This is a genomic window from Roseomonas sp. WA12 (assembly GCF_054165765.1).
Genome location: NZ_CM135108.1, coordinates 1,883,020 through 1,901,371 on the forward strand (window position 1 = coordinate 1,883,020; position 18,352 = coordinate 1,901,371).

23 protein-coding genes are annotated in these 18,352 nt (G+C 71.5%); 7 read left to right on the forward strand and 16 right to left on the reverse strand.

Annotated elements, in window-relative coordinates:
- Positions 1-1,141 precede the first annotated feature (1,141 nt).
- The 16 genes from ACVBD7_RS08865 to ACVBD7_RS08940 all read right to left on the reverse strand — a co-directional run bounded on the left by ACVBD7_RS08865 (position 1,142) and on the right by ACVBD7_RS08940 (position 12,145).
- Complete coding sequence (locus ACVBD7_RS08865; RefSeq protein WP_458097115.1) at positions 1,142-2,233, reverse strand: EscU/YscU/HrcU family type III secretion system export apparatus switch protein; 1,092 nt, start codon at positions 2,231-2,233, stop codon at positions 1,142-1,144.
- Positions 2,230-3,030 (reverse strand): type III secretion system export apparatus subunit SctT, encoded by an 801-nt coding sequence (sctT, locus tag ACVBD7_RS08870; protein WP_458097116.1) that lies wholly within the window; start codon positions 3,028-3,030, stop codon positions 2,230-2,232. The genes ACVBD7_RS08865 and sctT overlap by 4 nt, the downstream gene beginning before the upstream one ends.
- A 4-nt stretch (positions 3,031-3,034) precedes the next feature.
- Positions 3,035-3,307 carry a type III secretion system export apparatus subunit SctS gene (sctS, locus tag ACVBD7_RS08875; protein ID WP_458097117.1) on the reverse strand — a complete coding sequence of 91 codons (273 nt, stop codon included), beginning with the start codon at positions 3,305-3,307 and terminating at the stop codon, positions 3,035-3,037.
- A 1-nt stretch (position 3,308) separates the two neighbouring features.
- Entirely contained in the window at positions 3,309-3,968 is a 660-nt protein-coding gene (gene sctR, locus ACVBD7_RS08880; RefSeq protein WP_458097118.1) for a type III secretion system export apparatus subunit SctR, read from the reverse strand.
- Entirely contained in the window at positions 3,968-5,005 is a 1,038-nt protein-coding gene (gene sctQ, locus ACVBD7_RS08885) for a type III secretion system cytoplasmic ring protein SctQ (RefSeq protein WP_458097119.1), read from the reverse strand. Before sctQ ends, sctR begins: the two co-directional genes overlap by 1 nt.
- The gene (locus tag ACVBD7_RS08890) at positions 5,005-5,496 is read right to left on the reverse strand and encodes a hypothetical protein (protein WP_458097120.1); all 492 of its coding nucleotides are present in this window, start codon (positions 5,494-5,496) and stop codon (positions 5,005-5,007) included. The genes sctQ and ACVBD7_RS08890 overlap by 1 nt, the downstream gene beginning before the upstream one ends.
- A complete protein-coding gene (locus tag ACVBD7_RS08895; protein ID WP_458097121.1) occupies positions 5,493-6,809 on the reverse strand; it encodes a FliI/YscN family ATPase in 1,317 nt (438 codons plus the stop codon). Before ACVBD7_RS08895 ends, ACVBD7_RS08890 begins: the two co-directional genes overlap by 4 nt.
- A complete protein-coding gene (locus tag ACVBD7_RS08900) occupies positions 6,806-7,357 on the reverse strand; it encodes a FliH/SctL family protein (RefSeq protein WP_458097122.1) in 552 nt (183 codons plus the stop codon). The genes ACVBD7_RS08895 and ACVBD7_RS08900 overlap by 4 nt, the downstream gene beginning before the upstream one ends.
- Positions 7,354-7,956, reverse strand: coding sequence for a hypothetical protein (locus tag ACVBD7_RS08905; RefSeq protein ID WP_458097123.1), 603 nt, complete (start codon positions 7,954-7,956; stop codon positions 7,354-7,356). The genes ACVBD7_RS08900 and ACVBD7_RS08905 overlap by 4 nt, the downstream gene beginning before the upstream one ends.
- Positions 7,953-8,801: a type III secretion system inner membrane ring lipoprotein SctJ gene (sctJ, locus tag ACVBD7_RS08910; protein ID WP_458097124.1), complete on the reverse strand. Its 849-nt coding sequence runs from the start codon at positions 8,799-8,801 to the stop codon at positions 7,953-7,955. Before sctJ ends, ACVBD7_RS08905 begins: the two co-directional genes overlap by 4 nt.
- Positions 8,801-9,250, reverse strand: coding sequence for a hypothetical protein (locus tag ACVBD7_RS08915; RefSeq protein ID WP_458097125.1), 450 nt, complete (start codon positions 9,248-9,250; stop codon positions 8,801-8,803). The genes sctJ and ACVBD7_RS08915 overlap by 1 nt, the downstream gene beginning before the upstream one ends.
- Before the next feature lie 240 nt (positions 9,251-9,490).
- A complete protein-coding gene (locus tag ACVBD7_RS08920) occupies positions 9,491-9,766 on the reverse strand; it encodes a hypothetical protein (protein WP_458097126.1) in 276 nt (91 codons plus the stop codon).
- Positions 9,767-9,770: 4 nt separating this feature from the next.
- Positions 9,771-10,739 carry a hypothetical protein gene (locus tag ACVBD7_RS08925; protein ID WP_458097127.1) on the reverse strand — a complete coding sequence of 323 codons (969 nt, stop codon included), beginning with the start codon at positions 10,737-10,739 and terminating at the stop codon, positions 9,771-9,773.
- Between the two features lie 73 nt (positions 10,740-10,812).
- A complete protein-coding gene (locus ACVBD7_RS08930; RefSeq protein WP_458097128.1) occupies positions 10,813-11,010 on the reverse strand; it encodes a hypothetical protein in 198 nt (65 codons plus the stop codon).
- Positions 11,001-11,576, reverse strand: coding sequence for a death domain-containing protein (locus ACVBD7_RS08935; protein WP_458097129.1), 576 nt, complete (start codon positions 11,574-11,576; stop codon positions 11,001-11,003). Before ACVBD7_RS08935 ends, ACVBD7_RS08930 begins: the two co-directional genes overlap by 10 nt.
- Entirely contained in the window at positions 11,573-12,145 is a 573-nt protein-coding gene (locus tag ACVBD7_RS08940; protein ID WP_458097130.1) for a hypothetical protein, read from the reverse strand. The genes ACVBD7_RS08935 and ACVBD7_RS08940 overlap by 4 nt, the downstream gene beginning before the upstream one ends.
- Before the next feature lie 400 nt (positions 12,146-12,545).
- Here ACVBD7_RS08940 and ACVBD7_RS08945 point away from each other — a divergent pair, with 400 nt between their 5' ends.
- The 7 genes from ACVBD7_RS08945 (at position 12,546) to ACVBD7_RS08975 (ending at position 18,350) form a co-directional block, all read left to right on the forward strand.
- The gene (locus ACVBD7_RS08945) at positions 12,546-12,770 is read left to right on the forward strand and encodes a hypothetical protein (protein WP_458097131.1); all 225 of its coding nucleotides are present in this window, start codon (positions 12,546-12,548) and stop codon (positions 12,768-12,770) included.
- On the forward strand, positions 12,767-12,994 hold the full coding sequence (locus ACVBD7_RS08950; protein WP_458097132.1) for a hypothetical protein: 228 nt from the start codon (positions 12,767-12,769) through the stop codon (positions 12,992-12,994). The genes ACVBD7_RS08945 and ACVBD7_RS08950 overlap by 4 nt, the downstream gene beginning before the upstream one ends.
- A gap of 126 nt (positions 12,995-13,120) precedes the next feature.
- A complete protein-coding gene (locus tag ACVBD7_RS08955; RefSeq protein WP_458097133.1) occupies positions 13,121-14,053 on the forward strand; it encodes a SctD/MshK family protein in 933 nt (310 codons plus the stop codon).
- 4 nt (positions 14,054-14,057) lie between these two features.
- Positions 14,058-14,477 carry a hypothetical protein gene (locus ACVBD7_RS08960; RefSeq protein ID WP_458097134.1) on the forward strand — a complete coding sequence of 140 codons (420 nt, stop codon included), beginning with the start codon at positions 14,058-14,060 and terminating at the stop codon, positions 14,475-14,477.
- The gene (locus ACVBD7_RS08965; RefSeq protein ID WP_458097135.1) at positions 14,474-14,824 is read left to right on the forward strand and encodes a hypothetical protein; all 351 of its coding nucleotides are present in this window, start codon (positions 14,474-14,476) and stop codon (positions 14,822-14,824) included. Before ACVBD7_RS08960 ends, ACVBD7_RS08965 begins: the two co-directional genes overlap by 4 nt.
- Positions 14,824-16,968, forward strand: coding sequence for a type III secretion system export apparatus subunit SctV (gene sctV, locus ACVBD7_RS08970; RefSeq protein WP_458097136.1), 2,145 nt, complete (start codon positions 14,824-14,826; stop codon positions 16,966-16,968). The genes ACVBD7_RS08965 and sctV overlap by 1 nt, the downstream gene beginning before the upstream one ends.
- 23 nt (positions 16,969-16,991) lie before the next feature.
- Entirely contained in the window at positions 16,992-18,350 is a 1,359-nt protein-coding gene (locus ACVBD7_RS08975) for a type II and III secretion system protein family protein (RefSeq protein ID WP_458097137.1), read from the forward strand.
- Positions 18,351-18,352: the final 2 nt, after the last annotated feature.

An 18,352-nucleotide genomic window follows, 5' to 3' on the forward strand; every position in this document is an offset into this window, starting at 1 on the left:
GGGTCTGACCGAGCCAACTTCCAAGCCCGTGTGCGGCATGGCGGGGCCGAACGGAGCAGTCACGATCCCAGCGAGATCGCGCACCGTCTGTCCGGCCCGGCCTGCGGCTTCGCCCAGCAGGACAGTCAACGATTCCATCGGCCTTGTGGCGGCATCACCCCGCGCAGGCGGCACATCGGCCCGGGGCGCCGGACCCTGCTGCCGCGACCGAGCTTGGTGACCGACCGAGCCCTGCTGGCCAAATGAGCCTTGCGGGCCGGCAAGGCTCTGCTTCCCGCTTGAGGTCTGTGTGCCACCGGAAGCTTGCTGGCCAACCGAGGCATGCGTGTCGCCAAAACCTTGTCGAATGCCATGCTGGCCACCAGACCCCTGCAGCCCAACCGAGCCCTGCAGTCCCGCTGAAGCCTGTGATTCCAACGGAGCCTTCGGGCCAACCATGCCCTGTAGACCCGCCGAGCCGTGCGGCCCCGTTTGCATATCCAGACCGTGCTGACCGCCCAAACCCTCCATGCCAGCTGGAACTTGCTGACCATTTGCCGCCTTCTGGCTCATCAAACCCTGTCGTTCGGGCGAACCCGGTCGGAAGCCTGGCCCTCCCTGGATGTGCGGACCGTGCTGGCCAACCAAGACATGCTGATCGCCCCTCCCATGCTGACTGCCCGATGCCCGCTGCCCCGCTGGACCCTGCACACCGAGAAGCGCGGCCGCCGCAGGCGATAGTAATCCCGTCCCGGCCTGCCCGGGGCTGGATGGCTGCGCCGCTCCTTCCCCTAGATCGGCATTGGCGCGTCCGCCGGATTCCTCCGTCCAGGAATTGCGGCCGTTATCCTTGGCCGGGCCGCTTCCAGGCACGGCGGGCCCGGCAGGCCCCGCGGCGGCTGGCTTGTGACCTCCGCCCAGCAAGTTCCCGAGCAGGTCGAGCGGAGCGCGCAGCCCGTCATGAACCGCCTCGGTCAGCGACTTGTCCCAGCGAGCGCCGCCGGCGTCGCCGCCCTCCTTGGGCCGCTGTCCGCCCGGTCCTTTGATGCCGCCGAAAAGGGTCATCTCAATCCCCTAAGCCGGTTCCCGCACGACCATACCCTGCGCATGACGCCGTACATGTGGACCCTGCGGCGGCTCGCAGCCTTCTGAACGCACATGGCTAAATGGTTCCCGCGCGCACCATCGCGCCCGCGACCTCGGCGAAAAGATCCTGCGGCACGAAGGCGCCCGGTCGCGTGCGGGCCCACAGCGCGCGCGCCACCGCGGGCTCCCGGGCCGCGGGGATGCCGGCCTCGGCCGCACGGTCGAGCACTGATTGCGCCCGCTCCGCCTCGCCGCGCGCGACGACGGAGGGCACGGGTGTCTCGCCGCGCACGAAGCGTACGCCGATGGCGATGGCGGGTAGCCCGTCCCCGGCGGGCGCGTGCAGGATGAGGGTGGCGGAGGCCGCACCCCCGCGAGGCGAGGTCGCGGCCTCGCGCATCAGCGTGCGCCGTGCGCCCTTCACATGCGGGTCGCCTTCCTGCTCCTTTCTTTCGCGCTTCTGCTCCGTGACGCTCATCCGCATATCGCGTCCGAACAGCCAGGACTGCAGCCCGAGATCGCCGATTCCGATGATCAGGAACACGAGGATGGCCGCCGCGATCATCGGTGTGCCAAGCGCGCCGACCAGCGACACCTCACAGGACAGCCCGCAGCCCGGCGCCAGCAGCAGCGGCCGGAGCCCACCCCACAGCACCGCGACGAGCACGGTTGCCAGCAGCACCGTCTTGGCAAGCGACTTCAGAAACTCCATCAGCGCGCGCAGTGAGAAGATCTTCTTGAAGCCCTCAACCGGGTTGATCTTCTCCGGCTTCGGCACGATCGGCTCCACCGAGAACACCAGCCCGCGCAGCGCCACGATGGAGGCGAGGATGGCGACGCCGGGCACGATGAGGAACAGCGGCAGCACGGTCTGCGACACCGCTTCCTGCACCGCCCCGCGCAGCGTCCCGAGCCCGGCCGCGAAGCGCTCCGCCTGGTTCGGCGCTGCGATGGCGCGGTCCACCGCCTCGCCGCCCGCGTGCAGCAGCGCCGTGGCCACCGCGAAGAAACTTCCGGCCGAGAACAGGATGAAGCCCGCTCCCGCCGCGAAGGTGGCCGCGGAGACGAGGTCCTTGCTGTTCGGAACCTGTCCGTTCTTGCGCGCGTCATCGACTTTCTTCTTCGATGCCGGAAGGGTTTTCTCTTCGCTTCCCTGATCGCCGCTCAAGGCGCGAAACCCCTGAGCAGCCCGCCCGCCCCCGCGAGCGGTACCAGCAGCCCGCGCAGGTATTGCGGGAGGAAAATCCCGTAGAGCGGCAAAGCGACGACGAAGACGATTCCTTTCACCGACATCGCCAGGTCGAACACGTTCAGCGCCGGCGCGAAGCGGCCGACCAGGGCGAGCGCCAGCTCCGCCAGCAGCAGTGCGATGATGATCGGCGCGGCAAGCACCAGCCCCGTGCGCATTAGTCCGTCGAGCAGGGCCAGAGTGCGGATGCCCGCCTCGGCCGAGAAGCGCGGCACCGCCTCCAGCGGTGGCCAGATCGCGTAGCTCTCATAGATTGCGCCCATCAGCAGCGACATCCCGCCGCTGAGGAAGAACACGGCAATCAGTGTCAGCCCCAGCAATGTGCCGGTGATGCCTGCCTCGTTCGCTTGAGACGGGTCGGGGATGGTGGCCGCCTCGGAGCCGCGTTGCTGATCGATGAACTCCCCCGCCGCCTCCGCCGCCCAGAAGGGCACGCCCGTGACGAGGCCGATCACGATGCCCACCGCCGCCTCCTTCACCAGCAGTGCCATCAGCACAAAGCCGCCCGGCCCCGCATCCGCCACCTGCGGCGTCAGCATCGGCAAGAGCGGCAGGGCGAAGGCGAAGGCGATGCCGCCGCGCAGGATGCCCGTGAGCCCGAAGCGCGTGAACAGCGGATTGATGGCGAACACCGCGAATAGCCGCGCCGTGCCGAGGCCGAGCGCCACCATGGGCGCGAGCAGGACATCGAAGAGCTGGGCGAAGGCGGCGCCCATAACTCTACCGCGTCACGGCAGGGAAGTCGGTCAGCACGCGCTCGGCCTGCCGCAGCACGGGGCCACCAAGCAGCGGACCGAGAATGGCCAAGGTCAGCAGCACCGCCAGCAGTTTTGCCACTTGAGGCAGCGACTGGTCCTGGATCTGCGTCACAGCCTGCAGCAGCCCGACAACGAGCCCGACGGCGACGGCCACGCCGAGCACAGGGAGCGACAGCCACAGCACAAGCTGCAGCGCCTGGTTGAAGTGGTGGATCAGCGGCGAGGGATCCGCCATCTCAACCCCCTCCCGGCAGTGCGTAGGACAGCACCAGCCCGTGTGTTAGGCGCGACCACCCGTCCGCCAGCACGAAAACAAACAGCTTGAACGGCACGGAGATGACGAGCGGCGAGACCATCACCATGCCCATCGCCATCAGCACGTTGGAGATGAGCAGGTCGATCACGATGAAGGGCAAGTACAGAAGGAACCCGATCTCAAAGGCGCGCGTCAGTTCGGAGACGACGAAAGCGGGCAGCAGCACGATAAAGTCGTTCGGCGTCGCCGTCATCGCCGTACCTTGCGGCCACACCCGGGTCGCCGCGCTCAGCAGGAACTCGCGCTCGCGCTGGTCCGCGAAGCGCATGAGGAAGTCCCGCACGGGTTCAGACGCCGCGCGCACAGCCGCCAGCATTCCGTCCGGCGAGGACATATCGGCCCCCTGGAACCCCGCCTGCACCGCCAGGATGAGCGGCACCGAGACATAGGCGGCCAGCGCCACCGCGATGGCGTAGAGCACAAGGTTCGGTGGCGTCTGCTGCGTGCCGAGCGCATTGCGTAGCAGGAAGAGCACCACCGCGATCTTGAGGAAGGCGGTAGCCGAGACGACGAAGAACGGGATCAGCCCGACAGCGGCGACGCCCGCGATGATCGCGAGCAGGTCGGGGCGCATCTCCATCAGGCGCGGCCGGAGAGGGACAGCACGCGCACGGCGAGCGCCCCCTCGCCGATCTGGACGATCTCCCCGCGCCCGATGCGGCGTCCATTCGCCAGGATGTCGACCATTGCCTCAGCCGGGCTCGCCGGCAGAGCGAAAAGGTGGCCAGGCGCTGCGCCCGAAAGCTCGGCGAGCGGCACCTCCACGCGGCCCAGCTCGAAAACGAGGCGCACAGGGAGCTCCTCGATCGGCGCGTCCTCGGTCACGGCGGTGTCGCTCGGCATGGCTGCCCAATCCTCCAGTCCCAGCGCGCCGAGGCGGCGGCGCGGCGTGATCGCCTCGTATCCGCGCGGCCCGGGGCGCGTGATCCAACCCTGCATCTCGCCGATGACGGCGAGCACCTCGCCCTTCATGCGCCGCGATTCGTCGAAGAGCAGTCCGTCCCCCGGTCGCAGCGCGGCAAGCTCGGGCATCCCCAACTCCGTCGCGCCCGCGCGCAGCGAGACGGTCATCACCAGCCCCGGTGGCGGCGACAGGCGGCCGGCCGGCACCGTGCCCAGAGCCTCCGTCAGTCGGGCCTCGGCAGCAGCAGGCAGTGAGAGCCGGCCGGCCAGCGCGACATCCGCCTCTGCCGTCAGCAGCGTCAGCCCGAGCGCGGGCACCCCGGGCTCCGCCAGGCCCGGCTGGAGCGAGATGGCGGCCACCGCCGCATCCAGCGAGGCCTCCACTGCCCCAAGCACCGGCTCCAGTAGCAATTCCAGCAACAGCGCCCCGCCCTCGCCCCGCGCACCTGACGCGGCAGGGTCGATCGCACCGAGCAGCCGGTCGAAGGCGGCTGCCGTCGCGGTGAGGGAGGCGGGTTCCCCGCCCACGGTGAAGCGCAGGCAGGCGGCCTCGGCGGGCGGCTCGAGCGGCGCGGGACCGACGAGAAGAAGCAGCCCGCCAGGGAGCGGCAGCGGTGCGCGCGGGGCGGCCAGCGCACGACCTCGCGCCACGGCGGAGGGATCCAGCCGGCGGGGGCGCCAGGGCCGGATCGCGGCCGCGGGCAACGCATCCATCAGCCCTTCACCTCGGGCGGCTGGCGAAGCTCGGCCGCCTCCTCCATCTCCGCCTCAGCCTCGCGCTCCGCTCGCTGCGCCGCATCTCCGTCCAAACGTTCCCCCAGTGCGTCCCACGCCTCCGAGCGGCGCAGCGCGGCCTGGTGGGTGCTAGCGGCGCGGTTGCGCAGCCGCTCGCGCTCGGCCAAAGCGGCCTCGCGGCGGCGCTTCAGGTCGGCATAGGTGCCCGCGCGGGCGCCGAGATCGAGCAGGCGGGCGGCCGTATCGGTCACGCGGCCTGGGGCCGTAGCCCCCTCCTCCGCCAGCTTGCGAATTGCGGCCTCCGACTGCGCCCGGCGCATTGCGTCAAAGGAACGCGCCATGCGAGCCGCGCGCTCCAGCTCGGCCGCTGCCGCCGCCGCCTCCGCGCTCGCACGGGCAAGATCGGCCGCCGCACGGCGCTCACGCACCCGACGCAGCGCCAGAAGGGTCTCGGCGTCCTCGCGCTTCATGCCGCCAGCTTCCGCAGCTGCGCCACCGTGGCCGCGAAGGGCGCAGGCCCCTCGTTCATCTGGCGCAAGAAAGCCTGGATTGCGGCGTGCTTGGCCAACGCCTCATCGGCCAGCTTATCGCTGCCCTGGCGGTACTCGCCCACCCGCACCAGCAGTTCCACCTCCGCGTGCCGCGCCAGCAGCCGTCGGATCTTGCCCGCGGCATCGCGATGCGGGGCCTGCACCGCCGCACCCATCACGCGGGATCGGCTCGCGAGTGGATCGATGGCCGGATAGTGCTCGGATTCCGCCAGCTTGGGGGAGAGGATCAGGTGCCCGTCCAAAATGGATTTCACCTCCTCCGCCACTGGGTCTGAGGCGATCTCGCCCTCCAGCAGCACGGTGTAGAAGGCGGTGATGCTGCCCCGCGCCGCCGGCCCCGCGCGCTCCAGCAGACGCGGCAGCGCGGCGAAAACGGAAGGCGGGAAACCGCGTCGCGTCGGCGGCTCGCCGGCGGCCAGCCCCACCTCGCGCCAAGCGCGAGCGAGGCGCGTCACGCTGTCCACCAGCAGCACCACACGCCGCCCCTCGTCACGGAACCATTCGGCAATGGCGGTCGCGACCTGCGCCGCTTTCACCCGCTCGATCGAGGGCCGGTCGGAGGTTGCGGCCACCACCACGGAACGCCGAAGTCCCTCGGGCCCCAGCGCGCGCTCCAGGAACTCCCGCACCTCACGCCCGCGCTCGCCCACCAGCGCCACGACGAAGACATCCGCCTCCGCCCCGCGCACGATGCTTGCCACCAGCGAGGACTTGCCCGCGCCGGCCGGGCCGAAGATCCCGACGCGCTGGCCCTCAGCGCAGGTCATCAGGGAATCGATCACCCGCACTCCCAGCGGGAGCGCGCGCGCCACCAGCGGCCGCTCCAGCGGCGGCGGCGCCGCGCCGTCCACCGGCACACGGGCCAGGCCGTCGAGGGAGGGGCCGCCATCCAGCGGCATGCCCAGCCCGTCGAGTACGCGGCCGAGCAGCGCCTCTCCCACCGGCGCTTCCAGCACGCGCCCCGTTGGTTCCACCGTGGCGGCGCCCGAGAGACCGCCCGTGCCGCTCACCCGCGTCAGCACAGCGCGGTTGCCGGACACGGCGACCACCTCGGCCAGGCAGGGCTCCTCGCCCGGCTGACGCAGCCGGCACAGCTCACCCACGCGCACCCCGCCGATCACCGCCTCCAGCGAAGTGCCGAGCACCCGCTCCACCCGGCCGAGCAGAGGGCGGGTGGAAAGGGCGCCGATGCGCCCGGGCAGGCGGGCTGCGGCCGCGGCGAAGGGGTTCACGCGCCCTCCTGTTCCGGCAGGCCGAGGCCGCGGCGCAGAGCGCGCAGTTGCGCGGGCAGCCCGGCCTCCACATGGCCGAAGTCGGTTTCCACCACGCAATCCGCCTCGCCGAGCGAGGGATCGGCGCGCACCGTCACCAGATCACTGTCCGCAATGGCGGCGGCCACCGCCTCCACCGTGCCCGGCGACACCCGGATCGTCACCTCGCCTCTGGCGGCCAGCCCGCGCAGTGCCTCGGCGGCGGCGGCGGCCACGCGCTCGGCCGCCGGCGCCTCGCCAAGCATGCGCTGCACAGCCAGCATCAACGCCTCGGCCACCAGTGGCTCCGCCCCGGACAGGGCAGCGCGCGTCGCGGCGGCGGTCTCGGCCAGCAAGCGTGTCGCGGCGGCGGCACCCTCCGCACGGCCGGCGCGCAATCCCTCAGCACGGGCAGCGTCGCGGACCCCGTCCGCCTCCTCTCGCGCCGCGGCCAGCACCGCGCGGGCGTCTAGCAGGAGACCGAGATCACTTGCGGGTATGACGCGGCCGAGCGGGCGCGGGGTGCTCATCCGCCCACTCCGGCCAGAGCGGAGGGCCCGGAGGTGGCCTGTGCAGCGATCTGGGCGACGATCCGCGGGCCGGCAGCGCGGCGCGCGTCCTCTTCCCCGGGCAGGTCGGGTTCGTCCAGCGGCCAGGTCAGGCGCAGCGCCTCCGCCACGGGCAGTGGCAGTGCCTCGCGCCAGGCCAGCAGCAGCGCGGCGCCGTCGGCGCGCACCGCTTCAGCCAAGGGCAGCCCGCCCATTTCGGGGCCCGGCTCCGAGCTTGCCAGCGAGCCATGCACCAACGCCACCTGACGTGCCTCGGGACCCAGCGCCTCCTCCAGCGCAGCCACATCGGCGCCACGCAGCAGGGAGCGAATGCGCCCGGCCTGCCAGACTGCGCCAGCGAGCACCGCAGCGCGCTCCAGCGCGGCCGCATCGCAGCCCGCAAGGGTCGCCTCCGCTGGAGGGAGCGCTGCAATCCCAGGCCCGGCGCCTTCGATCACCCGCAGTGCGAGGGCGGCGGTGCGCGCGCCGAGCCGAGGCGAGGCGAGCAGCCGTTCGGCCACGGATGCGGGCAGGCCGGGCGCGATCCGAGCCGCCAGCCGATCGGCGCGGGGGGCGTTCACGGTTGCAGCGCGCCCTGCGAGGCAGGGCGGTTCAGGGGTATCCCGGAGGAGGGCGCCACGGACAGGGCAGCGGGTGCGCGGCGGCGCCCAAAGAGTATCCAGCCAAGAAGGCCGAGCAGCAGCAGCGCGACAACCGCCACGCCGCCAATCAGCAGCCGCAGCACGCCCGCGCTCTCGCCATGCACCCAGATGCCGAAGACCTGTTCTACCGAGGCCGGTTGCATCGCGCCCTCCCGCGCCACCTGCGGAGCGGCGGCAGCAACGAGGGTCACGGCCACGCGGTCATAGGTCAGGCCAGGCAGCGCGCTCGCCACCATCTCCTTGATCTGCGGCACCAGCCCCGCCACTGCAGCCTCCGGCGCGTGGCGGATGAAGACGGAGGCGCTGCCGGGCGTCGTCTCGCGGCGCAACGGGTCGTTCTCCGGCAGCACGAGATGAACGCGGGCCGAGAGCACGCCATCGATCTCGCTGACTGTGCGGGACAGCTCCTGCCCCATCGCCCAGACGTAGCGCGCGCGCTCCTCGGTCGGCGAGGCGACAAGGCCCTCGCCGCGGAACACCTCGCCCATGGTTGAGAACTGCTGGCGCGGCAGGCCGGCCGCGCGAAGCACCTCGACGGCATCGGCGAAACGCGCCTCGGGGATGCGCACCGTGCTGCTGCGCGCCGCATTGCCCGCGCCGCCCGCCGCCACTGCCGACTGTCCGCGCTCGGCCGGAACGCCTGCGCGCAGCAACAGCGCCACGATCTCATTCGCCTCCCGCTCTGACAGGTCGCGGTTCAGCTCTACCTTGCAGGCGGCGAGCGCCAGCGGGAGCAGCAGCAGGGCCAGACGCGCGAGGCGCATCACTGGCCCTTCATCAGCGTGTTGATTGAGCCCGTGAACTGGGTCGCCGCCTTGGCGACAAGATGCGTCTCCATCGCGAAGTCGAAGGTGCGCACCACCATCTTGTACATGCCCTGCACGCCGGACGGGTCGCCCGAGGTTTGCGGCGTCTGCACGGCACCCGCCGGTGCGGCGGAACCGGGCGCGGGCGGCGCGGCGGGCGCGCTCGCGGCGCCAGGCGCGCTCATCGCCGTCGTCATCTCGCGGGACATGGAGTCAGCGCGCGTCCGGAAGGCTTGCAACCCGTCCGCTACCTTCTGGGCCAGCGCGCCCGGCGGGGACGCGGTGCCGCCCAGCTGGCGCAGCGCGTTCTCGAAGGCGTCGGCGGTACCGGCGGGGAGCTTCGGCGCGGGCGCGATGGGCTGCGCGGCGGCGGGCCCGACAGGCATCGGAACTGGCGGCAGGGCCATGCTGGCCTCCCTTTCTGCTCTTCGCCGGCCGTGCGGTCGACGGTTGGAGGCACCCCGGCAGCACGAACGGGGGTGCCGAATACGGCATTGCCACGCTTCACGGCCCGGCCATGGCACAGGAAGCGGCGCGGCACGGAACCGGGGGGAGCGGAGAGAGGAAGTGACCGCCCGGGCCGCGTGCCTCGCCGCGACCGGGCCATCCGGCCGGACCGCCGCGTGGCGGGCCGGGACGATGCGGGGCTAGAGCAGCCCCACACTCCCGACCCATCCGCTGGGCCCGGGGCCGCCGCCGCCCGCCCCCGCGCCGCGGAACCCCGCGAAGCGGAAATGGGCGCCGGCCGGCGCCTCGGTGTGGACCGGAACGAGAATGGGGCGCGTGTCGACCCACGCCTCCACCTCACCCAGCCCATCGAGTGCCGCCTCGAGCAGTCCGGCATCCAGCAGCAGCCCAACCCAATCCTGGCCCTCAGGATGGGGGAGCAACTCCGGCGCGGAATGGGCGGAGACGGCCTTCATGGGATCAGGCCTGCGCCTTGCCCTTGCCGAGCAGGTCGACGAGCTGGCCCAGCACGTCCAGTGCCTCGCCGGCGCCCGAGCCGAGGCCCGGGATCATGCCCGCCACCTTGCCGAGGAGATCCAGGATCTCCCCGATCTTCTCGCTGTCACCCGCGCCCTTCACGGCGGTGCTGGCCTGCGTGCCTTCAGTGCCGTTGAGCGACACGGACTTCAGCACGAAGTCGGAATTCTCATGGCTGGAGCCGGCGCCGTCATCGACGGGCGACACCTCGACGCGAGCGAAAGTCTTGTCGGTCGAGACGGAGGCGTCGCCGTTCGCGCTGCCCTCGACCGTCTTCTCGTCCACGACCTTGCCGTCCTCGTCGAGGAAGGTCACGCGGGCCTTCTCGACATGGTTGCCGTCGGGGCCATTGCGGAACAGTTTGCCCAGTTCCACGGTCCCACCGGCATTATCCGCATTCTCCTTCGGCGCGGTGAAGGTGAGGGACTGACCGCGGTTGATCTCACCCTCAACGGCCTGGCCACCGCTGGGCGCATCACCCACGGCCCAGCCGCCATCCTTGCCCTTCGCAACATTCCCGCCTTCGGCAGACAGGTAGGGCTTCAGCGCCTCGCCCTCGAACTTGGCGGGCTCGGAGCTACCGGCGGGCGCCGCCGGGGAGCCTGAGGCCGAAGCCGGAGTGTTCAGCAGGTCGATCGCGGACTTGATCAGCTCCGCCTTCAGCTCGGGATCCCGGGTCTCGCGGGACTCGCGCAGCAGGTCCTTCGCCAGCTTCGCGTTCTCGCTCGACGGCTCGGAACCGGAGGACCTGGTGCCCTTCGAGCTCGGCCCTTCGGCGCCGGCGGAAGCCGTCCTCGCGGCATCCTGCCACTGCACGGTCGTAACGCTGAAGTTGCCGTCGCCCTCGGTCAGGGCCTTCAGCTCTGCGGGGCTCAGCCCGCCGCCGGCAATCGGCGCCATGGTGCTGCTCATGCGTGTTCCTCTCTCTGCTCTGGGGAAGGTGCCGCGCCGCCTCGACCGCACGGCGTTTGGCGCGACGGGACCGCTACTCCCCGTCGTCGCCGAGGTCGGACAGAAGATCGTTGAGCAGGGGTTGCATGATCATTCCCATGACCTTGACCCCGCCCGTGACCATCTGATCCGTCGCCTGCTGTCCGAGCACGTTGTCGAACAGGCTGCCAGCCGCGCCGCCAACAGGCCCGCCGACCAGGCCTCCGACGATTCCACCGATGTTCATCGCCACGCTCCTCTCGGCTGCGGTGCGGGCTGTCCCGCACCTCCGGATACGGGGTTGGCCGTACCCCCGGGTGCGACAACTGCCGCACCCCTGGGCGCAACCATTGCTGCGCCCCCAGGTGCCACCCCACCCGGTGGCGGCGCCGCACCGGCCAGGGCCGGCCGAAGCGTCGCCGCCATGCGGCGGGCCGAAGAATCCGGACCCGCCAGCACCTCATCCGCCAATCGACGCGCATCGTCGCGGCGGCCCGCGGCCACCAGCGCGACGAGCAGGATCCCTCGCGTCGCCTCCTGTCCTTTGCGCCGCCCGATCGCGTGGCGCTCCAGCATCTCGGCCGCGCGGTCGGGACGGTTCGCGCCCATCTCCGCCACCGCGCGGGCCACGGCCGCCGCCGGATGCTCCGGTTCTAGCCGTTCCAGCAAGGCAAGAAGGGACTCCGCTTTCGCGAGCAACCCCGCACCCGCCGCGGCCATCGCGATCTCGCCGAGCAGGCGCGCATCGCCGCGGGCGGCGCGCCAAGCCTCTCCCTCCGCACCGCGCGCGGCGGCAACGGTCTGCAATCCGGCGCTCACGTTGCGCGTTCCGTGCGGCCGCGGAAGACTCGGATGCGCGCGGGCTCGGTCTGTGGGCTGCCATCCGGACGCGGCCGCCGAGCGAGCACTGCGAGCGTCTGTTCCACCAACGCCACGTAGCGCGGCGGGCCGGAAACCATCGCAAGGCCCAGTGCCGGGTCGGAGGAACGGATCGGCCAACGCGCATCGTGCACGCCGAGCCCGCGCAGCGCGGAATCGAGTTGCTGCGGTGGCACGCCACCGAGATCGACGAGCCGCGACACCGCCTCACCCACCGAGGAGACATGCAGCGTGCTGCCGTCCGTGAACCAGTCGAGACCGTAGATGGCGGCAAGCCGGTCGAGCGTCTCGAGCGCAGTGCCACGTGCCAGGCGGCCACGGACGCGACCGCGCACGCCGTCACTCACCACCGCGTTCAGCCCCACGCGCTTGCCGAGCTCGACCAGCACCTCCTTTAGCTCCTGGTCCACCACCGCATAGTCGAAGGGTCGCGTACGCCAGTCCGGAACCGACGAAGCGGCCGGCATAGGCGTTTCGGCGCCCGGCGCCACGGGTGCGATGGGCTGCATGGGGACAACCGGCTGCATGGGCTGAGGAGCTGACAGGACGGGGTCCACCGCGCCTTGAGCAGCTGCGGGAGAAGCGGACAGCGCGACAAGAACCACCGCGGAAGCGGCGGCCGCCGAAGCGTTCCTGATAAAGAACAAGCTGCAGAATGAAATACTGTCCGTTCCGCGCAAGGTATAATCCTCCGCCTGACCAACGAGACACATATATCGGCCAGCGGTCACGACGGGCACAACCCGCACAGTAGGTTAATGTTGTGTTTCAGTTTGATGATTGCTGTTCGCGATCGCGTGAAATATTCAAATTGGGGTTGGCTCATTTTCTCCTCATGCCAGTTTACTCAGCGACTGGGCGGCGAAGTGGCCGCTTGGCGCAGTGCAGGGCGTCAGGAGAACCGATCCGGTGAACAACGGCTCCACCACGCAGGGATCGCTGCAGCGTGCCCTGGCCGGAGATGGCGCGGCCCTCGCTGCCATCCGCGGCCGGCTGCAGGCCGGTCTCGCTCGCGCGGCAGAACCGGCATCCCCGGGCGGCGATCGCCAGGCCTTGCTGCGGGGCGCATACGCGGCCGCCCTCGACCTCCTGCCGCAGTTGATCAGCCACAAACGGAGAGAGGAACAGACATGAGCGTTCTCAGCGGGATCACGGGCGCCCTCACCGGCGGCCTCGGCGGCGGCGCCTCCACGAGCGGTGCGGGTGCCGGCAACGGCGCCTCGGGCGACGCGTCCGGCGCCATCGGCCAGATGAGCGCGGCCTTCGACCAGGCCATCAGCAAGGCGGCCGAGATCACGGCCATCACCACGGTGAAGAAGGCCGAGCTCGACGCCGCGAAGCAGCGTCCGCAGAACTAATCCGCTTCGCCCGCAAGGGCAGCGCGACGCCGGCGGGGTCCCAACCCTCGTCGCGCCGCGGACTGGCCCCGCCGCGCGGCCTCGCGCCGCCGCGGCCGGCCCCGAATCCAGGAGGGATCGTCAACCATGTCCGGCGAAATGGCCGTTCTCGGCCCCGCCCCTGGCACCAATCGCCAGGCACCCGATACCTGGCGCCTCGACGTGATCGAGGGGCCGAACCGCGACGCGGCGCTGCTCCTGCCCGTTGGGCTTCACCGCATCGGCGCTGCGGCGAGTACCGACATCATGCTGGCCGACCCCGCTGCGGACCTTTCCCGCGTCAGCCTCGTCCTCGATGAGGATGGAGAAGCGCGTCTGCGCGCCGAGGCACCCGGGGCCGAATTCGCCGGCCGCACGCTTCGGCCCGGCCGCGAGCGGCGTGCCACGCGGGGCGGCGATCTGCGCCTGGGCGCCACGGTCATCCGCCTCTCTCCGCCTGCACATGTTGTCGCCCGTCGCCGCGCGGACCGGCGCAACCTGCGCTGGCGCGTTGGAGCGGTGGTGGGAGCTGCGCTTCTCGTCACCACCCTTGGTGCATTCGGCCCGCGGCTCCTCTCGGACAGCCCCTACGCGCGGCCGATCCGCACGGAGGCCGCGGCCCGCATTCCCGTGCGCCCCGATCCGGCGGCCGCCCGCGCGGCCCTGACGCAGCGGCTGGAGGCCGCCGGCCTCGGCCCCGATCGCCTGCGCGTTTCCGACGGAGCAGGCGGCGCCCTCCTCGTCGAGGGCCGCCTGAACGCCGATGAAACAGCCCGCTTCGCCGAGCTGCGCCGCTGGTACGACGCCGCCCATGGTGCCGGCCCCGCCCTGGTGCCGCGCCTCGGCGTGGATATCGCCCCACCACGGCCAGGCCTGCGCATCCGCGCCGTCTCACTCGCGCCCGTGCCCTATCTAATTGCGAGCGACGGCGAGAAATACGGTGAGGGCGCGGTGCTGGAAGACGGCTGGACGGTGGAGAGCATCGACCGCGAGCGGGTGATCCTGCGGCGCGGGACCGAGACGATGGCCGTGACGCTCTAGCCGCATGCCGCCGCTCGACCGCATTCCCGGGCCCGGCGGCACCGCCCCGGGCCTGGACCCGCAGACCGAGGCGCTTCTCCGCGCCCGCTCCCGCCTCCCTCCCGGCGCCCCGCTGCCGCCCGGCGCGGTCGAGGAGGTAGAGCGGTTCGACGCCGTTTCCGCCGCCGCCGGGCTGGAGGAGCGGCTGCGCGAGCCCGACGCGCCCGGTGGCCTTGCCTCCCTCGTGCTCGACTTCGTCGCGCCGCCCCGTGGCACACCCAATTCTCCCACCCGCCTGCTCGGCCTGCTGGAAGTCGCCGCCGGGGTCCTCGCCCATGCCCCGCCGGAGGACGACATCGCGCGCCTCGGCGCGCGCGCGATCGAGCAGGAGCTGGACGCACATCGCGACCTCGCCGAGCGCCGCGGCAACCTGGTGGACCTGTGAGCGCCGCGCTGCAGACCCCCGCCCTCCCTGAGGAGGCCGCCGGCGCGCTGCACGCGCTCGGCTACGTCTATCTCCGCCAGGGCCAGGTGCGGCGCGCGAGCGTGCTCCTCCTCCTCGCCGCCCGCAGCCGCGCGGACGACGCGCCCCTCCTTCGCACCCTTGCCGCCGCCCTCTCCGCCTGCGGCCTCGGCGAACGCGCGATCGAGGTGCTGGACCATGCCGCCCGGCTGGAGCCGGAGGCCGACGCCTCCCGCCCAGGTCGCGTGCTGCGCGCTCGCGCCCTGCTCGCGGCCGGGCGCGGTGACGAAGCACGCGCGGTGTTCCGAGACATGGTGAGGCAGGGCTGATGGGCGGCTTCCTGGCGCGGCTTCCCTTCCGCTCCGACCTCGCGGTCGCGGCGCTGATGGTCTCGACCATCTTGCTGATGATCATCCCACTGCCCACGATGGTGGTGGATTTGCTGCTCTCCCTCAGCCTCGGCACCGCGGTGCTGCTGCTGATGGTGGGCTTCTACCTGCGCTCCCCGGTGGATTTCTCGACACTTCCCGCCGTCATCCTCATCACCACCGTCTTTCGCCTGGCGCTCGCCATCGCCACCACCCGGCTGATCTTGCTCCAGGCCGATGCGGGCGAAATCGTGCGCGTGTTTGGGGAGTTCGTGGTGGGCGGCAACATCATCGTCGGGCTGGTGGTGTTCCTCATCATCACCGTCGTGCAGTTCGTCGTCATCACCAAAGGCAGCGAGCGCGTCGCCGAGGTCGCCGCGCGGTTCACGCTCGATGCCATGCCGGGCAAGCAGATGGCGATCGACGCCGACCTGCGCGCAGGAGACATCGACCAAGCCCAGGCCCGCAGCCGCCGCAGCGCGCTGGAACGCGAGAGCTCCCTCTTCGGCGCCATGGACGGCGCAATGAAGTTCGTGAAGGGTGACGCCATTGCCGGCCTCGTCATCATAGTCGTCAACCTCATCGGTGGCCTCGCGGTCGGCACGACGCAGCACGGGATGAGCCTTGCCCAGGCGGCCCACACCTTCTCCATCCTCACGATCGGCGACGGCCTGGTCTCGCAGATCCCCGCGCTCTTCGTCTCCATCACCGCCGGCATCGTCGTCACCCGCGTGGCAGGGGCCGAGAACAGCACCGCGGACAGCCTGGGCAGTGAGATCACCGGCCAACTCCTCTCCGAGCCGCGCGCGCTGTGGCTCGCGGCTGTGGTCGCCGCGCTGCTGGGCCTCATCCCCGGCTTCCCGACAGTCATCCTCCTCGCCCTCGCTGCCGGCCTCTTCCTGCTCGGCTCGGCCGCCGCGCGGCGCCGGCGCGCCCAGACCTTGGCACAGGAGGAGGCTGCCCTCGCCGCCGGCCCTGTCGCTGCCGAGCCCGCGGCCGATGCCCCCGTGCCGCCCGGCCGCGTGCGGTTGCTGCTCTCCCCTGCCCTGCTCGCCGCCATGCCGCCCGGCCGCCTGCGCATCGCCCTCGCCGCCGCCGCCAACTCGGGTGCCGAGGCGACGGGCGCCCCTATCCCTGGTGTCGCCTTCGAGGCGCAAGTGGACCTCTCCGGCCAGGAGTTCCGATTGGAGGTGGACACCGTCCCGATCGCCGAGGGCGCCCTGCCGGAGGATGCCGTGCTGCTGCGCGACGACGCGGAAAATGCGGCCCTCGCCGGCGTGTTTCTTACCTCCGGCGTCGACCTCCCAGGCCTCCCTGCGCCGCTCTGGGCGGCGCGAGAGCACCTCCCCGCCCTCGCCGCCGCCGGGATCGGCCATGCCGAGGCGCCGGAGGTGCTCGCCGAGATCGTCGGGCGCGCGCTGCGCCGCCACGCCGCCCAGTTCGTCGGCCTGCAGGAGACACGTGCGATGATCGGGCACCTGGAAGCCGCCTATGGCGACCTGGTGCGCGAAGCCCTGCGCGCCGTGCCCCTGCAGCGCGCGGCCGAGGTGCTGCGCCGCCTGCTCGACGAAGGCGTGTCGGTCCGCAACATGCGCGGGCTGCTAGAGAGCTTCGTCGAGCACGGGGACCGCGAGACCGACCCCTCCACCCTCGCGGAGGTCTCCCGCGCCGGCCTCCGCCGGCAGATCTGCCGCGCCCATGCGGACCGTGCCCGCGTCATCCCCGCCTTCGTGATGGATGCGGCGAGCGAGGAGACCGTGCGGGGTGCCGTGCGCCACACCCCTGCCGGCACCTTCCTCGCCCTGCCCGAGGGCACCGCCTCCGCGCTGGCCGAGAGGTTGCGGGCTGAGCTTGCGTCATCAAACGGACCCCAACCTGTCATCCTTTGTGCGCTCGACATACGCCGTCACATTCGTAGCTTGCTCGTCAACAACGGAGTGGATGTGGCAGTGCTGTCCTTCCAGGATCTCTCGCCGGAATTCACGGTTCAGCCTCTCGGCTCCGTTCGCCTCAGCGGCGCGCCGGGCGAGGCCGCCGTGCAGCGCGCGATGCCTGGCGAAGCCGATGCCGCGTCCTTCCGCATGAGCACCTCTGACGCGGCCTGATCATACCAATGCGATACCGACAGATGTCCCGCGCCGCGCTCGCTGCCGTCACGCTGCTCGCGGCGCTGCCCGGTCCGGCTGGCATAGCCCCGGCCCTGGCGCAGGACACGCCGCGCAGGGGTAGCACGGTCAATGTTTCAGTCGGCGAAGGCAGGCTCATCCGCTTCCCGCGTGATGTGTCTCAGGTGCTGGTGGCAGACCAGGCTGTGGCCGACGTGCAGATCGTGTCGCCCCGCGTCGTATTCCTCTACGGGCGCCGTATCGGCCAGACCACGCTGCACGCGGTGGACGGGCAGGACGGCGTCGTTGCCTCCTCCACCGTGCGCGTGGACCGCTCGGCGGGCGCGGCGCAGGCGGCCGTCCCCACCCAGCGCAGCGCCGTGCAAATGGAGTTCGTGGGCGAGCGCCTGATGGTGCAGGGCCCGGTGCGCGACCTCGGCGAGGCAATGGAGGTGGAGGCCACCGGCCGCGCCTACTCGCCGCCCGGCACACGCCCACTGGACCGCACGCGGCTTGCAGGATCGCAACAGGTTGCACTGCGCGTCCGCTTCGCGGAGGTGTCGCGCAACGACCTCAACCGCCTCGGCGTGAACTGGAACGTGGTGGGCTCGATCGGGTCCTTCGCCTTCAGCTTCCTCTCCGGCGCCGGCGTTGCCGCACGCGCGCTCGGCGCCACCTCCAGCTTCGCTGGGCTAAATCCCGGCGAGACTTTCGCGGCCATCGGTGGCGGCGTTTCCACGCGCCGCATCTCCGCGGATGCGCTGCTGGATGCGCTGCAGCGGGAGGGTGTCGTGACCCTGCTCGCGGAACCCACGCTCACGGCCATCTCCGGCCGCTCGGCGTCCTTCCTCGCCGGTGGCGAGGTGCCGATCCCCGTGCCGCAGCGCGACCAGGTGGTGACGGTGGAGTACAAGCGCTTCGGCGTCGGACTCGAGTTCACCCCCACTGTGCTGCCGGGCGATCGCATAGGCCTGCGCGTAGCGCCTGAGGTGAGCGAGATCGCCGGCACGAACACGCTGCAGATCAACGGGTATGTCGTGCCGTCCTTCATCACCCGCCGGGCGGATACGACGGTGGAGATGGCGAGCGGGCAGACTCTGGCCATTGCCGGCCTGTTCCAGCGCCGCCTGGCCGACAACCTGGACAGCGTGCCGCTAATTGGCGAGCTGCCCGTGCTCGGTGCTCTTTTCCGCTCCTCGCGCTTCCAGCGCTCCGAGACGGAGCTCCTGATCCTCATCACGCCCTATATCGTCGATCCCGCCCGGGGCACGAACCCGGTGCCCACGCCGGTGGACCGGGACCCCGCGCCGGCCTCCGTGCCCATCCGAGCGGCGGCTGGCCCGGTGGCCGGGCGCGGCCTTGGCGGCTTCATGGTGGATTGAGG

Excerpts from the sequence above, each read along its gene's own strand:
- ACVBD7_RS08950 (WP_458097132.1), top strand. The coding sequence starts at position 12,767 with ATGAGCGTTCTCAGCGGGATCACGGGCGCCCTCACCGGCGGCCTCGGC.
- ACVBD7_RS08940 (WP_458097130.1), bottom strand. The coding sequence starts at position 12,145 with ATGCAGCCCATCGCACCCGTGGCGCCGGGCGCCGAAACGCCTATGCCG.
- sctQ (WP_458097119.1), bottom strand. The coding sequence starts at position 5,005 with ATGGATGCGTTGCCCGCGGCCGCGATCCGGCCCTGGCGCCCCCGCCGG.
- sctS (WP_458097117.1), bottom strand. The coding sequence starts at position 3,307 with ATGGCGGATCCCTCGCCGCTGATCCACCACTTCAACCAGGCGCTGCAG.
- sctR (WP_458097118.1), bottom strand. The coding sequence starts at position 3,968 with ATGGAGATGCGCCCCGACCTGCTCGCGATCATCGCGGGCGTCGCCGCT.
- ACVBD7_RS08900 (WP_458097122.1), bottom strand. The coding sequence starts at position 7,357 with ATGAGCACCCCGCGCCCGCTCGGCCGCGTCATACCCGCAAGTGATCTC.
- ACVBD7_RS08915 (WP_458097125.1), bottom strand. The coding sequence starts at position 9,250 with ATGGCCCTGCCGCCAGTTCCGATGCCTGTCGGGCCCGCCGCCGCGCAG.
- sctV (WP_458097136.1), top strand. The coding sequence starts at position 14,824 with ATGGGCGGCTTCCTGGCGCGGCTTCCCTTCCGCTCCGACCTCGCGGTC.
- sctJ (WP_458097124.1), bottom strand. The coding sequence starts at position 8,801 with ATGCGCCTCGCGCGTCTGGCCCTGCTGCTGCTCCCGCTGGCGCTCGCC.
- ACVBD7_RS08975 (WP_458097137.1), top strand. The coding sequence starts at position 16,992 with ATGTCCCGCGCCGCGCTCGCTGCCGTCACGCTGCTCGCGGCGCTGCCC.
- ACVBD7_RS08955 (WP_458097133.1), top strand. The coding sequence starts at position 13,121 with ATGTCCGGCGAAATGGCCGTTCTCGGCCCCGCCCCTGGCACCAATCGC.
- ACVBD7_RS08890 (WP_458097120.1), bottom strand. The coding sequence starts at position 5,496 with ATGAAGCGCGAGGACGCCGAGACCCTTCTGGCGCTGCGTCGGGTGCGT.
- ACVBD7_RS08920 (WP_458097126.1), bottom strand. The coding sequence starts at position 9,766 with ATGAAGGCCGTCTCCGCCCATTCCGCGCCGGAGTTGCTCCCCCATCCT.
- ACVBD7_RS08925 (WP_458097127.1), bottom strand. The coding sequence starts at position 10,739 with ATGAGCAGCACCATGGCGCCGATTGCCGGCGGCGGGCTGAGCCCCGCA.
- sctT (WP_458097116.1), bottom strand. The coding sequence starts at position 3,030 with ATGGGCGCCGCCTTCGCCCAGCTCTTCGATGTCCTGCTCGCGCCCATG.
- ACVBD7_RS08960 (WP_458097134.1), top strand. The coding sequence starts at position 14,058 with ATGCCGCCGCTCGACCGCATTCCCGGGCCCGGCGGCACCGCCCCGGGC.